At 67.2% G+C, this 16,409-nt stretch carries 16 protein-coding genes and 1 other RNA gene; 4 read left to right on the top strand and 13 right to left on the bottom strand.

What is annotated here, in order from left to right:
• Positions 1-21: 21 nt before the first annotated feature.
• Positions 22-975, top strand: coding sequence for a hypothetical protein (locus J2X37_RS02050; protein ID WP_310017177.1), 954 nt, complete (start codon positions 22-24; stop codon positions 973-975).
• Here the strand turns inward: J2X37_RS02050 and J2X37_RS02045 are convergent.
• The 5 genes from J2X37_RS02045 to ffs form a co-directional block, all read right to left on the bottom strand.
• Positions 972-1,244, bottom strand: a complete 273-nt coding sequence (locus tag J2X37_RS02045; protein WP_310018045.1) for an HU family DNA-binding protein — start codon at positions 1,242-1,244, stop codon at positions 972-974. The genes J2X37_RS02050 and J2X37_RS02045 overlap by 4 nt on opposite strands.
• 294 nt (positions 1,245-1,538) lie before the next feature.
• On the bottom strand, positions 1,539-3,929 hold the full coding sequence (lon, locus tag J2X37_RS02040) for an endopeptidase La (protein ID WP_310017175.1): 2,391 nt from the start codon (positions 3,927-3,929) through the stop codon (positions 1,539-1,541).
• 169 nt (positions 3,930-4,098) lie between these two features.
• Complete coding sequence (locus tag J2X37_RS02035) at positions 4,099-4,443, bottom strand: YbaB/EbfC family nucleoid-associated protein (RefSeq protein ID WP_310017173.1); 345 nt, start codon at positions 4,441-4,443, stop codon at positions 4,099-4,101.
• 25 nt (positions 4,444-4,468) lie between these two features.
• Positions 4,469-6,337, bottom strand: a complete 1,869-nt coding sequence (locus J2X37_RS02030) for a DNA polymerase III subunit gamma/tau (RefSeq protein WP_404979585.1) — start codon at positions 6,335-6,337, stop codon at positions 4,469-4,471.
• Positions 6,338-6,457: 120 nt separating this feature from the next.
• Positions 6,458-6,552: signal recognition particle sRNA small type (gene ffs, locus J2X37_RS02025), an RNA gene on the bottom strand.
• Positions 6,553-6,746: 194 nt separating this feature from the next.
• Here ffs and J2X37_RS02020 point away from each other — a divergent pair.
• Positions 6,747-7,277, top strand: a complete 531-nt coding sequence (locus J2X37_RS02020) for a hypothetical protein (protein ID WP_310017172.1) — start codon at positions 6,747-6,749, stop codon at positions 7,275-7,277.
• Between the two features lie 15 nt (positions 7,278-7,292).
• Here the strand turns inward: J2X37_RS02020 and J2X37_RS02015 are convergent, their stop codons facing one another.
• Entirely contained in the window at positions 7,293-7,571 is a 279-nt protein-coding gene (locus tag J2X37_RS02015; protein ID WP_310017170.1) for an ETC complex I subunit, read from the bottom strand.
• A 141-nt stretch (positions 7,572-7,712) separates the two neighbouring features.
• Positions 7,713-10,157, bottom strand: a complete 2,445-nt coding sequence (gene hrpB, locus J2X37_RS02010; protein WP_310017168.1) for an ATP-dependent helicase HrpB — start codon at positions 10,155-10,157, stop codon at positions 7,713-7,715.
• A 74-nt stretch (positions 10,158-10,231) separates the two neighbouring features.
• Between hrpB and J2X37_RS02005 the strand changes: the two genes are divergently transcribed.
• A complete protein-coding gene (locus J2X37_RS02005) occupies positions 10,232-10,819 on the top strand; it encodes a hypothetical protein (protein ID WP_310017165.1) in 588 nt (195 codons plus the stop codon).
• A 7-nt stretch (positions 10,820-10,826) separates the two neighbouring features.
• Here J2X37_RS02005 and J2X37_RS02000 read toward each other — a convergent pair whose 3' ends face one another.
• Complete coding sequence (locus J2X37_RS02000; protein ID WP_310017163.1) at positions 10,827-11,837, bottom strand: polyprenyl synthetase family protein; 1,011 nt, start codon at positions 11,835-11,837, stop codon at positions 10,827-10,829.
• A 143-nt stretch (positions 11,838-11,980) separates the two neighbouring features.
• Between J2X37_RS02000 and J2X37_RS01995 the strand changes: the two genes are divergently transcribed.
• Positions 11,981-12,292 carry a chorismate mutase gene (locus J2X37_RS01995; protein ID WP_310017161.1) on the top strand — a complete coding sequence of 104 codons (312 nt, stop codon included), beginning with the start codon at positions 11,981-11,983 and terminating at the stop codon, positions 12,290-12,292.
• Positions 12,293-12,326: 34 nt separating this feature from the next.
• Here J2X37_RS01995 and J2X37_RS01990 read toward each other — a convergent pair whose 3' ends face one another.
• The 5 genes from J2X37_RS01990 to J2X37_RS01970 all read right to left on the bottom strand — a co-directional run bounded on the left by J2X37_RS01990 (position 12,327) and on the right by J2X37_RS01970 (position 16,366).
• Positions 12,327-12,764: a PilZ domain-containing protein gene (locus J2X37_RS01990; protein ID WP_310017159.1), complete on the bottom strand. Its 438-nt coding sequence runs from the start codon at positions 12,762-12,764 to the stop codon at positions 12,327-12,329.
• A gap of 103 nt (positions 12,765-12,867) precedes the next feature.
• The gene (locus J2X37_RS01985; protein WP_310018041.1) at positions 12,868-14,196 is read right to left on the bottom strand and encodes an ATP-binding protein; all 1,329 of its coding nucleotides are present in this window, start codon (positions 14,194-14,196) and stop codon (positions 12,868-12,870) included.
• A gap of 205 nt (positions 14,197-14,401) precedes the next feature.
• The gene (locus tag J2X37_RS01980) at positions 14,402-15,079 is read right to left on the bottom strand and encodes a response regulator transcription factor (protein WP_310017157.1); all 678 of its coding nucleotides are present in this window, start codon (positions 15,077-15,079) and stop codon (positions 14,402-14,404) included.
• Between the two features lie 160 nt (positions 15,080-15,239).
• On the bottom strand, positions 15,240-15,551 hold the full coding sequence (locus J2X37_RS01975; protein ID WP_310017155.1) for a PepSY domain-containing protein: 312 nt from the start codon (positions 15,549-15,551) through the stop codon (positions 15,240-15,242).
• Positions 15,552-15,631: 80 nt separating this feature from the next.
• Complete coding sequence (locus J2X37_RS01970) at positions 15,632-16,366, bottom strand: SIMPL domain-containing protein (RefSeq protein WP_310017153.1); 735 nt, start codon at positions 16,364-16,366, stop codon at positions 15,632-15,634.
• Positions 16,367-16,409: the final 43 nt, after the last annotated feature.

Genomic DNA, 16,409 nt, shown 5'->3' with positions numbered 1-16,409 from the left:
ATCACGATCGGGGGCGTCGACATGGGATTTCCGCTCTGGCCACGCGGCGTGGCGCATGCGGCGCTGGCGGCTTCGTGCCTGCTGCTTTCGGGTTGTCTGCTGACGCCGGGGGCGTTCAAGGCCGAACTGACGCTGACCGGCGGCGGCGCGTATGCCTTTGCCTATGACGGAGAGATAGCGGCAGTGGGCCTGTCGCAGCTCGCCAGCATGGGCGGCACTGCGCCTTTCGAGCCTGCCTGCTCCGACGACGACGGCGAAAAGCGGGAATGCACCGCCGCCGAGGCCGCGGAGCAGAAGGCGGAATGGGAACGGCAGCGCGAACGGGAGGCGAAGGACAGGCAACAGATGGTCCGCGCGATCGGCGGCATCGACCCGGCCGATCCCGATGCCGCGCGCAAGCTCGCCGCCATCCTTTCGAAGCAGGCGGGCTTTCGCAGCGTCGTCCACAAGGGCGACGGGGTCTATGCGGTAAACTATCGAGCCGAAGGCCGGCTCAGCCACGGCTTCGTTTTCCCGCTGGTTGAACGCATGCCCACGGTGACGCCCTTTGTCGTCGCGATCCCGCGCGCCGACGGCAGCGTGCGGGTCGAGGCACCGGGCTTCGGCGGCGCGCCCGCTTTCGGCGATCTTCCATGCCCATGGCGATGGGCGCGGCGAGTCTGCGTTCTGGCGGAACGGGGACATCCGTCGCCCATCCCCCGCCCGCGCCGCGCGGCACGTTCACGATCGTCACCGACGGCCGCATTCTGGCCAACAACACGGCCGAGGGACCGCAGGAAAGCGCGGCCGGGCAGGTCCTGCGATGGGACATCGACGCCGCGACAAGGGACGCCCCCACCGCGCTCGTTGCCTTCTGACCCGGTTGTACCGACAGGTTCGCGACGGGATTGGTCGCCAAGGCATCAAAAAAGCCGCGCGAGAATTCTCTCGCGCGGCTTTTCGTGTCCTCGTGAATGGGAAGACGATGCGTCTTAGTTGACGGCGTCCTTCAGGCCCTTGCCCGCCTTGAACTTCGGCTGGGTCGAGGCCTTGATGGTCATGGGTTCGCCGGTGCGCGGGTTACGACCGGTCGAAGCCTTGCGCTTGGCAACCGAGAACGTTCCGAAACCGACCAGGCGAACCTCGTCGCCCTTGGCCAGCGCGGCAGAGATGGCATCGAACACACCTTCGACCGCCTTGGTCGCGTCGTTGCGCGAAAGGCCGCTGGTGTCAGCCACGGTGCCGATCAGCTCGTTCTTGTTCATTGGATTGCAAACCCCCTTGTTATCGATCTTCGGTATGGAAAGTTTTCGGGAAGCACGACCGGTTTGACCGGACACGCCATCGCGCTGGGCGAGTGGCGGGAATGGAGCCGTTTTTCCTGCGCCTGTCAAAGCCAAATTGCCGCCGAAACGGGCGATTTCCGCCATTTTTCGGACGAAGCGTGTCTCGAAATGAGGCGAAGGCGCGCCGGACTTGCCGACGCGCCTTCGTTTCCGTCCTGCAGCATCAAACTTGTTGCCGCTGTAACGTCCTTGTCATGCGAATCGCACGGGCCGTCAGTGCGCGGTGCGCGAAACCTCCCCGCTGCCGGCGACGGGTCCGGGCTGGCTGGCAAGATCGTCCTCTTCGCTCCATTCGATCGGCGCCAGCGACTCTGCCAAGGCGCGGGCCAGCACTTCATCAACGTGGCTGACCGGGATGATCTCCAGCGCCTCGACGATGTTGGCGGGGATCTCGACGAGGTCCTTGCGGTTCTCTTCGGGGATCAGCACCGTCTTGATGCCGCCGCGCAGCGCCGCAAGCAGCTTTTCCTTCAACCCCCCGATTGCCAGCACTCTGCCACGCAAGGTGACTTCACCCGTCATCGCCGTATCCGCCCGCACCGGCACACCGGTCAGGGTGGAAACGATCGAGGTGACCATGCCGATGCCCGCGCTCGGCCCGTCCTTGGGCACCGCGCCTTCGGGAAGGTGGATGTGGATGTCCTTGCGGTGGAAGATCGACGGCTTGATCCCGTAGGCCGGAGCCCGGGCCTTCACGAACGAGAAGGCGGCCTGGACGCTCTCGGTCATGACCTCGCCCAGCTTGCCGGTCGTGCGCACCTGCCCCTTGCCGGGGACGGTGACGCTTTCGATGGTGAGCAGTTCGCCGCCGACCTCGGTCCAAGCCAGGCCCGTGACCGCGCCGACCTGGTTCTCCTCGTCCGACACGCCGTGGCGGAACTTGCGCACGCCGGCGAAGTCCCCGAGGTTCTCGGGCGTGATGGTGACCGTCGTCACCTTGCCCTCGAGGATCTGGCGCAGCGACTTGCGCGCCAGCCGCGCAATCTCGCGCTCCAGCGTGCGGACGCCGGCTTCGCGGGTGTAATAGCGGATCAGGTCGCGCAGGGCCGGTTCGGTCAGCTCGAACTCGCCCTTCTTCAGCCCGTGCAGCTCGACCTGCTTGTCGACCAGGTGACGCTGCGCGATCTCGACCTTCTCGTCCTCGGTGTAGCCCTCCAGCCGGATAATCTCCATCCGGTCGAGCAAGGGCTGCGGCAGGTTCAGGCTGTTCGCGGTGCAGACGAACATGATGTCCGAAAGATCGTAGTCGATCTCCAGGTAGTGGTCCTGGAACTTTGCGTTCTGTTCGGGATCGAGCACCTCGAGCAGCGCCGAGGCCGGATCGCCGCGGAAATCCTGGCCCAGCTTGTCGATCTCGTCGAGCAGGAACAGCGGGTTGCTGGTGCCGGCCTTGCGCAAGTTCGACACGATCTTGCCGGGCAGCGAGCCGATGTAAGTGCGCCGATGGCCGCGGATCTCCGCCTCGTCGCGCACGCCGCCCAGCGACTGGCGCACGAATTCGCGGCCGGTCGCCTTGGCGATCGACTGGCCGAGCGAGGTCTTGCCAACGCCCGGGGGGCCAACGAGGCACAGGATCGGCCCCTTCAGCTTCTTCGTGCGCGCCTGCACCGCGAGATATTCGACGATGCGATCCTTGACCTTGTCGAGCGCGTAGTGATCGGCGTCGAGCACCTCCTGCGCCTGCGCGATGTCCTTCTTGAGTTTGCTCTTTTTGCCCCAAGGCAGGCCGAGCAGCACGTCGAGGTAGTTGCGGATGACCGTCGCCTCGGCGCTCATCGGCTGCATCGAGCGCAGCTTCTTGAGCTCGGAATCGGCCTTGGCCTTGGCTTCCTTCGAAAGCTTGGTGCCCTCTATCTTCGCGGCCAGTTCGGCGATCTCGTCGCCGCCTTCGTCACCGCCGCCCAGCTCGCTCTGGATCGCCTTCAGCTGTTCGTTGAGGTAGTATTCGCGCTGCGTCTTTTCCATCTGCCGCTTCACGCGGCCACGGATGCGGCGCTCCACCTGCAGCACGCCCAGTTCGCCTTCCATGAAGGACATCGCCATCTCGAGCCGCTTCAGCGGATCGCGCTCGGTCAGCATCGCCTGCTTGTCGGAAACCTTGGCCGCGATGTTCGAGGCGACCGCATCGGCAAGGCGCGAGGCGTCGTCGATCTCGGTCAGTTGCTCGCCAGCGTCCGCCGACAGCTTCTTGTTGAGCTTGGCGTAATCGTTGAACTGCTCGACCACCTGGCGCATCAGCGCGGCGACCTCGGTGCCGCTGGCGGTAATCTCGTCGATCGGTTCGACGGTGGCGACGAGCATCGTGCCCTGTTCGGCCAGGGTGCGAAGGGTGGCGCGCTGCTGCCCTTCGACGAGCACGCGGACGGTGCCGTCGGGCAGCTTCAGCAGTTGCAGCACGCTGGCGATCACGCCGACGTCGTAGAGATCCTCCGAACCCGGATCGTCGCAGCCCGGATCGAGCTGTGACACGAGCATGATGTCCTTGTCCCCGGCCATCGCCGCCTCGAGCGCGGCGACGGATTTCTCGCGCCCCACGAAAAGCGGCACGACCATGCCCGGAAACACGACGATGTCGCGCAGCGGCAGCAGTGGATATTCGTTCATGGCTTCAACAATCCGTCCAGATACTTGCGACCCGAGCCGTTTTCGCGACCCCCCGCGATCGGCAAGCGCATACTAAGGTGGCAGGCTGCACGGAAAACTCCGTCATCGCCCTCATGCCCCGATATGGGAAGCCCGCCGCGCGACGACAAGCAATCTTCCACCGTCCGGATCAAAGGCCCAGCTTGGAAAGATCGAAACCGGGGGGAAGTCCGGCGCTCTGCTGAACACGCATCATTTCCTCGTTCGCCTTCTGGTCGGCGCGGCTGCGCGCGTCGTTGAAGGCGGCGGTGATCAGGTCTTCGAGCATCTGCTTTTCGGCGGGCACCATCAGGCTGTCGTCGATCGACACGCCCAGGATGCGACCCTTTGCGGTGCAGCGGATCTTGACCATGCCGCCGCCCGACTGGCCCTCGACCTCGATCGCATCGAGCGTCGCCTGCGCCTCGTTCATCTGCTTCTGGATGGTCTGCGCTGCGGCCTGCGCAGCCTGGATCATTTCTTCCATCGACTTCATCTGTCTGTCCTCTTGCTGGGCGGGATCAGGCCCGCCGAATGTCCTTGTCCGCGCCGGTTTCCAGCAGCCGCGCATCGGGAAAATGCTCCATCGCCGCGCGCACCATCGGCGAATTGCGGACGATGGCGGCCTCTTCCTCGGCCAGCGCCTTGCGGCGTTCGTTGATCGCGGGCGCGCCTTCGACACCGACCGGCGCGCGTTCGACCTGCCAGCGCTCGCCCGTCGCGCGGTAGAGCGCGTCGCGAAGATCGGGCCCGACATCCTCGTTGAAGCCCGGCACAAGCTGATAGGCGAGGTGACCGGGCGCGAGCGAGACGACCCGGATCCAGTCGGTCATGACCTGCCCCACGCGCAGCTGGCCGGCAGCCTCGACCTGGTGGATCAGCCGTTCCCAGTCCGGCGCGGGCGAAGCTGATCCGGCAGCCAGCGCGGCGGGCCCGGCCTGTCCCGCCCCCTCACCCGACGCGGCCGCGAAGGGGGCGGGATTGGCGGCGATCTGGTCGAGCTTCTTCAGCAGGGCACCCGGATCGGGCATGTCGGCGGCGTGCATCACCCGCAGGAGCGCCATCTGCGCGGCGACGATGGGTTCGGGCGCGCCGCGCACTTCTTCGTAGCCCTTGAGCAGGAGCTGCCACAGCCGGTGGACCTGCGCCGCGCCGAGCCCCGTGGCCCAGCCCATGATCGCCTCGCGCTCCTCCGCGCTCGGCGCATCGGCCTCGCCCGGCTTGCCGCCCGCCTGCGACACCTGGCAAAGCGCGATGCGATGGACCAGATCCATCTGCCCGCGCATGACCGCAACCGGTTCGACCCCAAGCGCATACTGCCGACCCAGGACATCGAGCATTTCGATCGCATTTCCAGCCAGCAGGGCCGACAGCAGCGCCCGCTGCTCGCCCTTGTCGGCCAGGCCCAGCATCTCGCGCACCTGTTCGGCGGTGACGTGCGTGCCCTCGCCCTCGCTCGCCATGTCGGCATGGGCAATCGCCTGGTCGAGGATCGAGAGGCCGTCACGAACCGAGCCTTCGGCGGCGGACGCGACCATGGCCAGCGCCTCGTCCTCCGCCGTAACGCCTTCCGCCTCGCACACTCTGGCGAAGTGGTCCCTCAGCATCGGTGCGGTGATGCGGCGCAGGTCGAAACGCTGGCAGCGCGAAAGGACCGTCACCGGCAGCTTGTCCACCTCGGTCGTCGCGAAGAGGAACTTCACGTGCGCGGGCGGTTCCTCCAAGGTCTTGAGCAGCGCGTTGAACGCATTGCGCGACAGCATGTGGACTTCGTCGATGATGTAGATCTTGTAGCGCGCGGAAACGGCGGCATAGCGCACAGCCTCGATGATCTCGCGCACGTCGTCGACGCCGGTATGGCTCGCCGCGTCCATCTCGATCACGTCGATGTGCCGCCCCTCGGCGATGGCGCGGCACGGTTCGCACACGCCGCACGGGTCGATCGTGGGGCCGCCGTTGCCGTCGGGACCGATACAGTTGAGCGCCTTGGCGATCAGGCGCGCGGTGCTGGTCTTGCCCACCCCGCGCACCCCGGTCATCAGGAAGGCATGGGCCAGCCGGTCGCGGCGGATCGCGTTGGCCAGCGTCTGGACCATCGCGTCCTGGCCGATCAGTTCGGCAAAGGTCTGCGGCCGGTACTTGCGGGCGAGCACCCGATAGGGTTGCGCCGACGCGCCGGGCTGGGCCGCAGGCGACGTTGCCGGTGTCTTAGGCGCGACTTCGGGCGGCACCGCTCCCGTGGCCGAGGGCAGTGGCGCAGGCTCCGGCTCGGCGAACAGGGCGCTCTGCCCCGCGGCCTCCAGTTCCGCCGCGGTCGGAGGCGGCGCTTCGGCTGGGGACTGCTCGTCCTCCGGTTCCTGCGAACCGAACATGTCGGGTGAATCGGACATCGGGGCCAATCTAGGGGCTCGGGGCCGCCGTGTCGAACCGTGCGGACGATCGAATCCGTCGAAAACCGCAAGCCGCAAACGCGCTGCGCACGTGGCAGGCAAATGACTGACGACGAAAAGGAAAAAGGAGCCGGGCGACCCGCTGCCATCCGTTGTGGCTGCTTCCTTCCGGACCTGACCAGGTTGGCGGACGCGAACGTCCACCCGACTCCCGGCTGGCGATATGGCGGGCTTTAGGCGGCTTGACAAGCCCCCGCCACGTTGCGCGCGCCCGGGCCGCGCGTCCCCGTTCGGGACGGCCATGAACACATATGGTTACCGCGTTTTTCGCGGAATTCCGCGGCTGATAGGGAAACGAAAGCCGTTTCGAGGGTTAACCGAATCGAACACCTCCTTGAGGGTAATCGACATGAAGAACCGTTTTCTCTTCGCTCCCCTGATCGCCATTTCGATGGCGACGATCCCGATGGTCGCGGCGCAGGCCGATTCGCCCGCGGCGCAGAATGTGGCCCTGTTCGGAAGCTTCGACGGTGTCGACTTCGGCGACGATGCGGGCGATTTCGCGCGTGACGGCGAATGCGACGACTTGCGCTTCACCGGCGACGGCATGACCGCGACGCCGCTGCTTCCCGATGACATCTTCCGCGATGCCAGCGACTGCAAGGCCGCGTTCCAGGCGGGCAAGGTCGATCTCAACCCGATGTTCATCCGCCTGTCCGGTTCGGCAGAGATCGAATGGGGCGACGACGCCAGCGAATTCGCGCGCGACGGCGAATGCGACGACCTGCGCTTCGAAGGGCCGGGCCTGACACAGACGCCGTTGCTGAGCGAAGACATCGGCCATGACGCGACCGACTGCCACGCGGCCTACAACCGCGGCAAGATCACCTGGCGCATGGGCGCGATCGGCGAACTGGAAGAAGGCGCGATCATCACCTGATCGCGGATCGTCCGCTCAGCGGAAATTGTCAGCGTAGGCCTGCAGCTTCAGCCGGCGCGGCGGCGTCTCGATGATGTGCGCGTCGATCCCGTACTTGTCGGCATAAGCTTGCGCCGCGGCGCAATCCTCGAAGGTCAGCTGCACCTGCTGCTGCGTGTCACCGGATCCGGCCCAGCCCATCAGCGGATCGGGCTTGCGCGCTTCCGAAGGGGCGAAATCGAGCACCCATTCCGACGTGCGGGCGCGGCCCGACTGCATGGCGTTCTTGGGCCGCTGATAGATACGGGCAGGCATATTCGTTCTGGACCCTCAGACGCCGGTCGCGAACCTTCCGGTTCGCCGGACTTCGCGCCAACAAGGCGCGACCGCCGTTCGGCCTTGCGGTTCGATTTCGGCCGAACCGATAAGCGATTCGACCTTTCGGCTCAAGCGCCTTCAACCACCCTTGGCAAAGGCATTCTTGGTCTTGAGGCTGGGCTTTTCCTCCCAGGGTCGATCCGGCCAGCGATGCTTCGGATAGCGCCCCTTCATGTCCTTCGCCACGTCATGCCAGCTGCCCCGCCAGAAGCCGGGCAGGTCGCGCGTCGCCTGGATCGGCCGTCCCGCCGGGCTGGTCAGGTTGAGCAGGAGCGGCGTCGTCCCGATCATCGGGTGGGTGTCGAGACCGAACAGCGCCTGCACTCGGACTTCGACCGACGGGGCGTTGTCACCGGCGTAGTCGATGGCGTGGTGCGTGCCGGCCGGACTGGCGAATTCGCGCGGGGCCAGCCGATCGAGCCGCTGGCGCGTTCCCCAATCGATCCGGGCCAGAAGCGCGTCCGTCACCGCGCCCCTGTCGAGATCGAGATCGCGCCGCCCGCGCAACAACGGCAGCAGCCAATCCTCCGCCGTCGCGACAAGCGCTTCCAGGGAAAGTTCGGCGATGCCGACATGCGCCGCGCGGGCCATCAGAGCGCGTGGCAAAAGCGTCTCGATCCGGCCCTTGGCAATGTCGAGCAGCACCGACGCCAGCGCATCGGGATCGGGATTCGGATCGGGACCGGATGCCAGCGTGATCGCGCCAAGCCGGCGCTGCAGCCTCGCCTCGATGCGGCCCTCGGCCTCGTTCCAGGTAACGATCGACCGCCGGTCGATCAAGTCGGCGAACGCGGCCTCGACCTCGCCCTGCGTCATCGCGACCGCGGCGGTGATCCGCGCGCCCTTGGCCTGCCCCTGCGCGTCGCCGATCGCCAGCCACTCCTCGCGCGCCAGCGGCGATGCCGGGTCGAGCGTGAAACCCCGGCCCGATGCCGTTAGCCAGTTCTCGCCGCCGGCATCGCGCCGCCGCGCCACGTTGCCGGGCATGGCGCGGGCAAGGACGATCGCCGCCCCCCCTGCCGCATTACCGCGCGTAACCAGTCCTTCGGCCCGCCGCGCCCAGCCGTCGGCCAGCCGCCGCGCCGCATCGGCCCGTCGCCCTCGCTCGCCATCCAGGCGCGACAGGCGCTGCAAAAGGTCCTCGCCCCGCCCGCCAAGCCCGCGTTCCTGCAAGAGCAGCGCCACGCGCGCCGCAGTCAGCGCATCGCCCGCCTCCGCCCCGAACAGGACCATCGCGGCATGCGCCGGGTCCATCGGCAGGGCCGACAACTTTTCCCCCAGCGGGGTGACGTGCCCAGCCTCGTCCAGCGCGCCCATCGCCAACAGCCGCTCTCGCGCACCGGACAGGGCGGCGACCGGCGGCGGGTCGAGCCACGGCAGGCGGGTCGGGTCCGCCTCGCCCCAGCGGGCGAGAGACAGCACCAGCGGCGCAAGGTCGGCGGTCGCGATCTCGGGCGGGTCGAATTGCGGACGCCCGGCATGGCCCGCTTCTTCCCACAACCGATAGGCGACACCCGGCCCCTGCCGCGCGGCGCGACCGGCACGCTGGGCGGCGGCGGCGCGGCTGGCGCGGCGGGTGACGAGATGGCTCGTGCCCGCGGCGATGTCGAATTCGGCATGGCGCGACAGTCCGGCATCGACGACGACCGAGACGCCGTCCAGCGTCAGCGAGGTTTCGGCGATCGCGGTGGCGAGCACGATGCGCCGCCGCCCTTGCGGATCGCGCCGGATGGCCAGCCGCTGCGCCGCCGGCTCGACCTGTCCGTGCAGCGGCAGGATGAGGGTATCGGGCAAGCGCTCCTCCAGCCGCTCGCGCACTCGCTCGATCTCGGCGACGCCGGGCAGGAAGGCGAGCACGTCGCCCTCCTCCTCTCGTCCGATCGTGTCGCGCCAGGCGGTCAGCACCGCGCTTGCGACCTGTTCGTCCACCCGTTTTTCCGCACGCGCGCCCAGCCATTCGATGCGCAGCGGCCAGGCCTTGCCCTCGCTCTCGATCACCGGGGTGCCGTCGCCCAGCAGGCGGGCGAAGCGGGCCCCGTCGATGGTCGCGCTCATCACCACGACGCGCAAATCCTCGCGCAGCACCGCTCGGCTCTCGATGGCGAGCGCGAGACCGAGATCGCTGTCGAGATGACGCTCGTGCGCCTCGTCGAACAGCACCGCACTTACGCCGGGCAGGTCGGGGTCGGCGACGATGCTATTGACGAAGATCGCCTCGGTCATGACGACGATGCGGGTCCGGGCGCCGACCTTCGTGTCCATGCGGGTGGCATAGCCGACGGTCTCGCCCGTTTTTTCGCCCAGCATCTCGGCCATGCGTTCGGCGGCGGCGCGGGCGGCGACGCGGCGCGGGCTGAGCAGCAGGATCTGCCCGCCGCACCAATCCTCGCCCAGGAGCGCCGGAGCGACCGACGTTGTCTTGCCCGCCCCCGGCGGCGCCACCAGCACCACGCCCGTGCCGACGCGCAAGGCCGCGACCAGGTCGGGCAGGACGGCATGGATGGGAAGGCGCGCTTCGCTCATGCCTCTGCCGTTATGCATTCGCGCGCCGAAGTGCTAGTCTGCGCAAGGGTCGCCTTCGAAAACGGAGGATAGCCATGCAGTCATCCCGCATCGGCCCGTTTCTCATCGCCGCGCCAGCACTTCTGCTGATCCAGCCGGCCACCACGCATCCGGCGTGGGCCGCTTCGATCCCCGCGTCTACGGTTCCCGCGACGACCGACCACAGCGACCCGATCGCCAGCGCGATGTCCGCCGCGCCGGCTGCGGTGGGGCGCAACGCCACCATCGTCGCGATGGCGGACGACGGCAGCATGAAGACCCTGCGCGAAGGGAGCAACGGCTGGACCTGCATGCCCGACAGCCCGGCGACGCCCGGCCCCGATCCGATGTGCATGGACGCGAACGCGCTGAAATGGGGCATGGCCTGGATGTCGCACGGCGAACCGCCCGCGGAAACGCCCGGCTTCATGTACATGCTGGAAGGCGGGACCGATGCCAGCAACACCGATCCCTATGCGACGAAGCCCGATGGCGACTGGATCAAGACCGGTCCCCACGTGATGATCGTCGGATCGATGAAGGCGCTCGCAGGCTATCCGTCCGGGCCGAACCCCGACACCAGCGTTCCCTATGTCATGTGGGCGGGCACGCCTTATGCCCACCTGATGATCCCGGTCGAATAGAAGGGGATCAAAAGCGGCGGGATACTGCGAAACGGGCCGCCTCGATCATCGCGGCGCGCGCCTCGTTCGCCGGGAATCCCGAGATGGCGTCGATGGCGCGATTGGCGAAATGCTTCGCTCGCTCGCGCGTGTCGGCGACCGTGCCATACCGCGCGATCAGCGCCGTGGCGTGGGCGAGATCCTCGTCCGAATTGCGCTTGCCGCGCATCGCGTCCTGCCAGAAGCGGCGTTCCTCGTCGCTGCCCCGGGCATAGGCGAGGATGACCGGCAGGGTCATCTTGCCCTCGCGGAAGTCGTCGCCCTTGTCCTTGCCGCTTTCGCCCAGTTCCGAATCGTAGTCGATCGCATCGTCGACAAGCTGGAACGCGATGCCGAGGTTGCGGCCATAATCGTCGAGCTTCTGCTCGATCGCCGGATCGCGCTCGGCAACGACCGCGGCGATGCGGCAGGCCGCCGCGAAGAGCGCGGCGGTCTTGGCCCCGATGATCGAGAGGTATTGCTCCTCGCCCGTGTCGACGCGGCGCTGGGCGGTAAGCTGGTCGACCTCGCCCTCGGCGATGATCGCGCTGGCGCCCGACAGGATCTTCAGCACTTTCAGGCTGCCATCCTCGACCATCAGTTCGAACGAACGGCTGAACAGGAAGTCGCCGACGAGCACCGCCGCCGGGTTGCCGAAGATGACGTTCGCCGCCTGCTTGCCGCGGCGCATGTCAGATCCGTCGACGACATCGTCGTGCAGAAGGGTCGCGGTGTGGATGAATTCGACCGCGGCGGCCAGCTTGTGGTGGCGGTTGCCTTCGTATTCGAGCAGCGCCGCGCTCGCCAGCGTGAGCATCGGGCGCATCCGCTTGCCACCGCCCGCGATCAGGTGACCGGCCAGCGCCGGGATCAGCGGGATCTTCGACTGCATGCGATCGAGGATGATCTGGTTGACGCAGTTCATGCCATCCGCGGTCAGCGCCAGCACGGGCGCGAGCGAAGGCTCCTGGCGGGGCATCTGATGCACGGTCGCGTTCACGCCCGGTCCTTGGGCGAGCAGGCGCGACAAGGCAAGCCGTTTTGCAATCGGTCGCATCCGTTCCGCTACGGAATGTGCCGGGCAGGATCCGCCCCGCATGAGCATTTGCGCGATGCCCCGCCGCTTTGCTAGGGGGCCGGGCCATGGACGGATCGAATCCCAACCCGAACACGGCGCCCGACGCGGTGCTGGCCGGTTTTCGCAAGAGCATCGACAACATCGATGCCGCGCTGATTCACATGCTGGCCGAACGGTTCCGCATCACCAAGGCGGTGGGCGAATACAAGGCGACGACCGCGCTGCCCCCGGCCGATCCGGAGCGGGAGGCGAAGCAGATCGCCCGGCTCAGGTCGCTGGCAGAGGCGGCCGACCTCGATCCTGAATTTTCCGAGAAGTTCCTGCGCTTCATCATCAACGAAGTGATCCGCCACCACGAGCGGGCCCGCAACGGCTGATGCCGCGCGGCGTCCGTGTTGATAAGGCTGGCGATCAGTTGGTAAGCGCCTGCACCGCGTAGACCATCGCGACCACTGCGGCGAGGAACGCCATCAGCAGGACCAGCGAACATGTTTCGTCACGCTCCACGATCGGTTCGACCGGTGCGCGGCGGCGGGGCACGGGGCGGATGCGGTTCTGGCGCGAAACCTCCTCGGCCGCATGCACCACCGAATCGGGGATCTGCTTGACGAACTGGCAACCGTATTCGTCGGCATCGTTCCACATGATCTGCGCGCGGGTCGCGCCGATCTTCGGCAGGTCCACCAGCACCATGTCGCCGACACGCAGCTTGCGCGGCGAATTGAGCAGCATCCCGGTGTTGGAAAGATTGAGCAGCGTCAGGGGGTAATCGCCGCGGTCGTGGCTGGTCACGAGCCGGACGTTGACCCGATCATCACGCCGCTTGTCCACCGTTCGCGCCATCGCCATGCCCATGTCCGTGACTCCATGCAGGTTTGTCCGACCTGAGGAATACGATTTAAGCGTTAACGATATGTAGCAAATGATAAGCGGCACGGCGAGTGCGCGTTATTCACACCCGCGCCCCCGCGCGTGGCAGGCGCAGTTCGACCAGCAGTCCGCCCAGGTCCTCGCTCTCGCCCAGCGCGACGCTGCCGCCATAGATCTCCACCACATCGCGCACGATGGCGAGACCAAGCCCGGTTCCCGGCTTGTTCGTGTCGAGCCGCGCCCCGCGATCGAAGATGCGCTGGCGTTCGATCTCGGGGATGCCCATGCCGTCGTCCTCGATCCAGACGAGGCACTGGTTCGCGTCTTCCGGCACCGCGTCGACTGTCACGAATACGCTGCCGCCGCCGTACTTGGCCGCGTTCTCGATGCAGTTGCCGAGAATCTCGTCGAGATCCTGGCGCTCGATCGCGACGATGGCCTCCTCGGGCTTCGCGCCGTCGAGGTCGAAGCGGACGTCGGGGTAGAGCCTCCCCACGGCCCGCTCGACCGCCTCTGCCGCTTCTCGCACGTCGGCGCGGGCCAGGCCGGTCGCGCGGCGGCCGACGGCGCGGGCGCGGGCGAGATGGTGATCGACCTGCCGCCGCATCGTCGCCGCCTCGCGCTGGACCAACTGGTCGAGTTCGGGATCGTGCGCCGCGGCGGCGCTGGTCAGCACGGTCAGCGGCGTCTTCAGCGCATGGGCGAGGTTGCCGGCATGGGCGCGGGCTTCCTCCGCCTGCTTTTCGGAATGGGCGAGCAGCGCGTTCAGCTCCTCCACCATCGGCTGCACTTCGAGCGGCAGCGGTTCGGTGACCCTCGCCTCGCCGGTCATGCGGATGCGCTGGATCGCCCGGCGCACGCCGCGCAAGGGCGACAGGCCGAGCCAGGTCTGCAGGGCCGCCATCATGATCAGCCCGCCGCCCAGCACGACAAAGCTGTAGGCGAGGATCGAGCGGAACCGGGCGATCTGGGCGTTCATCTCTTCCCGGCTGGCGGCGACGACGAACCACCACTGGGTGTCGCTGCCCGGCAGGATGATCGGTCGCTGCATCACGCGCAGCGGTTCGCCGGGGAACTGGTCGCTGTCGTAGATGAGCACCTCGTTATGCTCGGTCGGCCTGACCTGCAGGCTGCGATCCCATAGCGAGCGAGAGGGATAGTCCTCGTGCCCTTCTCCGGTGATCTGCCAATAGAGACCGGAATTCGGTTCGAGGAAGCGCTGGTCGCCGAGCGGGCGCGAGAACAAGACCTCGCCGTCCGGCCCGATCTCGGTCGAGGCGACCATCGCGGTCAGCATGTAGTCGAGCTGTTCGTCGAAATTCCGCACGATCAGGCCCGACAGGGACCGGTCGAGCAAGACGCCGCCGATCAGCAGCAGGAACACGATCCAGCCGATCGCGATCAGCATCATGCGCCGCGACAGCGAGCCGGTGTGCCCCGCACCCAACAGCGAGTCGGGGCGCGACGCGCGGCGGGCCAGCGTCAGCTTGCGACGCGCCGCACGGATGCGGCGGGCCGCCGGGCTGTTCACCGGCTCGGCCGGCTCCGTCGGGCAGGGCGCGGGCGCGTCCGGACCGGGCGCGGCAGCGCCCTCACCCTCCCGGATTGCGTCAGGCTCAGCCGCGCGGCTGGTCGGCGGGGTCGTCGAGGCTGTATCCAAGGCCACGGATGGTCGTGATCACGTCCGCGCCCAGTTTCTTGCGGATGCGCGTGACGAACACCTCGATGGTGTTCGAATCGCGGTCGAAGTCCTGGTCGTAGATGTGTTCGATCAGTTCGGTGCGGCTGACCACCTTGCCCTTGTGGTGCATGAGGTAGGACAGCAGCTTGTATTCCTGCGCGGTCAGCTTCACCGGCTCGCCGTTCAGCGTGACCCGGCCGGAGCGGGTGTCCAGCCGCACGTCGCCCGCGGTCAATTCGCTGCTGGCGTTGCCCGAAGCGCGGCGGATGAGCGCGCGCAAGCGGGCGATCAGTTCCTCGGTCTGGAACGGCTTGGCGAGATAATCGTCGGCCCCGGCATCGAGGCCGGCGACCTTGTCGGACCAGGAATCGCGCGCGGTCAGCACCAGCACCGGAAAGTTGCGCCCTTCGCGGCGCCACATGCCGAGCACGGTCAGCCCGTCGATCTCGGGCAGGCCGAGGTCGAGCACGACCGCGTCATAATCTTCGGATGTTCCGAGGAAGTGGCCGTCTTCGCCATCGGTGGACAGGTCCACGGCATAGCCGGTCTGTTCCAGCGTGGTCTTGAGCTGGTTGCCCAGCGTCGGCTCGTCCTCGACAATCAGGATACGCATAGGCTCTCCGTCGCGGCGGGCGCTCTCTTGCGAGAGCCTTGCCCGGCTTGTTCATCTACATGAACAGATGGGAGCAAGAAAAGCTCCCCGCAACCTGAACGGGACATTTGTGCCGGATGGAACGGTGCAAGTGGCGGCGCGGGGCAAGGCCAGCCGCGCCTTATTTCATCACGTTGATAATGCGCCCGGTGCGGGCATCGACGTCGACGAAAACGACGCGTCCGTCCTTAATGAACTTCAACCGATAAGTGTTGGCCACGAACTCGTCCATGCCGAGGTAGTCCATGCCGTTCATGCGCGGCAGGACATGGTTCTCGATTTGGCGCAGCGTCTGGACGTTGCCCGCGCGAAGCTCGCGGCGCGCCTCGCCCTGCCCATCGCGCTTGCCGCCATCGGCCAGCACGGGCGAACCCCCGGCCAGCAGGCCGAGGGCAAGGGGGGCAAAAAGGGCAAGGCGGGTCATGCGCTTCATGATGACGTGATGCCTAGTGCCGGGGCATTGAACAAGGCGTGAATGTTGCGTTCGCGTCCCGTCAAGCCCCGGCTGTGGCCTCAGCGCACCAGTTCGAACTTGGTGTTGAGCATCACGGTGGTGGAGACCTGGCCGGGGCGGGTCGGCGTCGACTTCGCTTCCATTGCAATCGGCGGCGGGGCCGGCGGCGGCGCACCGTAGAACGGCTGGGTAAAGCCCATCGTCTCTTCCACCGACAGCAGCTTCACGTCGGAATATCCCGCCATGCGGGCATAGTCCCTGGCTTGCGCGAAGGCGCGGGTCATCGCCGCCTTGCGCGCCTGGTCGCGGCGGGTCGTGTCGTCGATCACGCCCCAGGTCGGGCCGTTGATGTTGTTCGCACCCTCGCTCACCAGCGAGTCGAGGACCGGGCCGATATTGTCGAGATCGCGCAGTTCGACCGTGACCGTGTTGGTCGCGTCATAGCCGAGGAATGTCGGCACGCTGGCGTTGTTGTAGCTGTATTGCGGGTTCAGGCTGATGCCGCTCGTCTGAACGCGATCGCGCGGGATCTTCAGCGCGTCGAGCCGCTTCAGCACCCGGTCCATCGCGGCCGCATTCTGCTGCATCGCGGCCACGGCGGTCTGCGCGCGGGTGGTCACCCCGGCGCTGACGATCGCCTTGTCGGGATCGCCCCGCACGTCCTGCTGGACCTGGATTTCGGCGACAGGGCCCTGCGACACGACGCTGACCTCGACCGCGGCCGTCGCGGGCGTGGCGATCAGCATCGGGGCCGCGATGGCAGTGGCCAGAAGGGCGGCGGAAATTCTCTTCATCAGGTTTTCTCCCAAGTGCTTCCATCCGAATGCCCGGTTGCTG

Origin of the sequence: Croceicoccus sp. BE223, assembly GCF_031457155.1 — a bacterium.
In the GTDB taxonomy this organism is placed as follows: Bacteria; Pseudomonadota; Alphaproteobacteria; order Sphingomonadales; family Sphingomonadaceae; genus Croceicoccus.
Note: the sequence above shows the minus strand (reverse complement) of the source record. Positions and strands in the feature narration are given on the sequence as shown.

What these genes read in the sequence shown, in the direction of transcription:
- J2X37_RS02030 (WP_404979585.1), bottom strand. Translation starts at nt 6,337, where the DNA reads ATGTCCGATTCACCCGACATGTTCGGTTCGCAGGAACCGGAGGACGAG.
- J2X37_RS01970 (WP_310017153.1), bottom strand. Translation starts at nt 16,366, where the DNA reads ATGAAGAGAATTTCCGCCGCCCTTCTGGCCACTGCCATCGCGGCCCCG.
- J2X37_RS01990 (WP_310017159.1), bottom strand. Translation starts at nt 12,764, where the DNA reads ATGGCGATGGCGCGAACGGTGGACAAGCGGCGTGATGATCGGGTCAAC.
- J2X37_RS01995 (WP_310017161.1), top strand. Translation starts at nt 11,981, where the DNA reads ATGGACGGATCGAATCCCAACCCGAACACGGCGCCCGACGCGGTGCTG.
- hrpB (WP_310017168.1), bottom strand. Translation starts at nt 10,157, where the DNA reads ATGAGCGAAGCGCGCCTTCCCATCCATGCCGTCCTGCCCGACCTGGTC.
- J2X37_RS02015 (WP_310017170.1), bottom strand. Translation starts at nt 7,571, where the DNA reads ATGCCTGCCCGTATCTATCAGCGGCCCAAGAACGCCATGCAGTCGGGC.
- J2X37_RS02020 (WP_310017172.1), top strand. Translation starts at nt 6,747, where the DNA reads ATGAAGAACCGTTTTCTCTTCGCTCCCCTGATCGCCATTTCGATGGCG.
- lon (WP_310017175.1), bottom strand. Translation starts at nt 3,929, where the DNA reads ATGAACGAATATCCACTGCTGCCGCTGCGCGACATCGTCGTGTTTCCG.
- J2X37_RS02045 (WP_310018045.1), bottom strand. Translation starts at nt 1,244, where the DNA reads ATGAACAAGAACGAGCTGATCGGCACCGTGGCTGACACCAGCGGCCTT.
- J2X37_RS02005 (WP_310017165.1), top strand. Translation starts at nt 10,232, where the DNA reads ATGCAGTCATCCCGCATCGGCCCGTTTCTCATCGCCGCGCCAGCACTT.
- J2X37_RS01985 (WP_310018041.1), bottom strand. Translation starts at nt 14,196, where the DNA reads ATGATGCTGATCGCGATCGGCTGGATCGTGTTCCTGCTGCTGATCGGC.
- J2X37_RS02050 (WP_310017177.1), top strand. Translation starts at nt 22, where the DNA reads ATGGGATTTCCGCTCTGGCCACGCGGCGTGGCGCATGCGGCGCTGGCG.
- J2X37_RS01975 (WP_310017155.1), bottom strand. Translation starts at nt 15,551, where the DNA reads ATGAAGCGCATGACCCGCCTTGCCCTTTTTGCCCCCCTTGCCCTCGGC.
- J2X37_RS02035 (WP_310017173.1), bottom strand. Translation starts at nt 4,443, where the DNA reads ATGAAGTCGATGGAAGAAATGATCCAGGCTGCGCAGGCCGCAGCGCAG.
- J2X37_RS01980 (WP_310017157.1), bottom strand. Translation starts at nt 15,079, where the DNA reads ATGCGTATCCTGATTGTCGAGGACGAGCCGACGCTGGGCAACCAGCTC.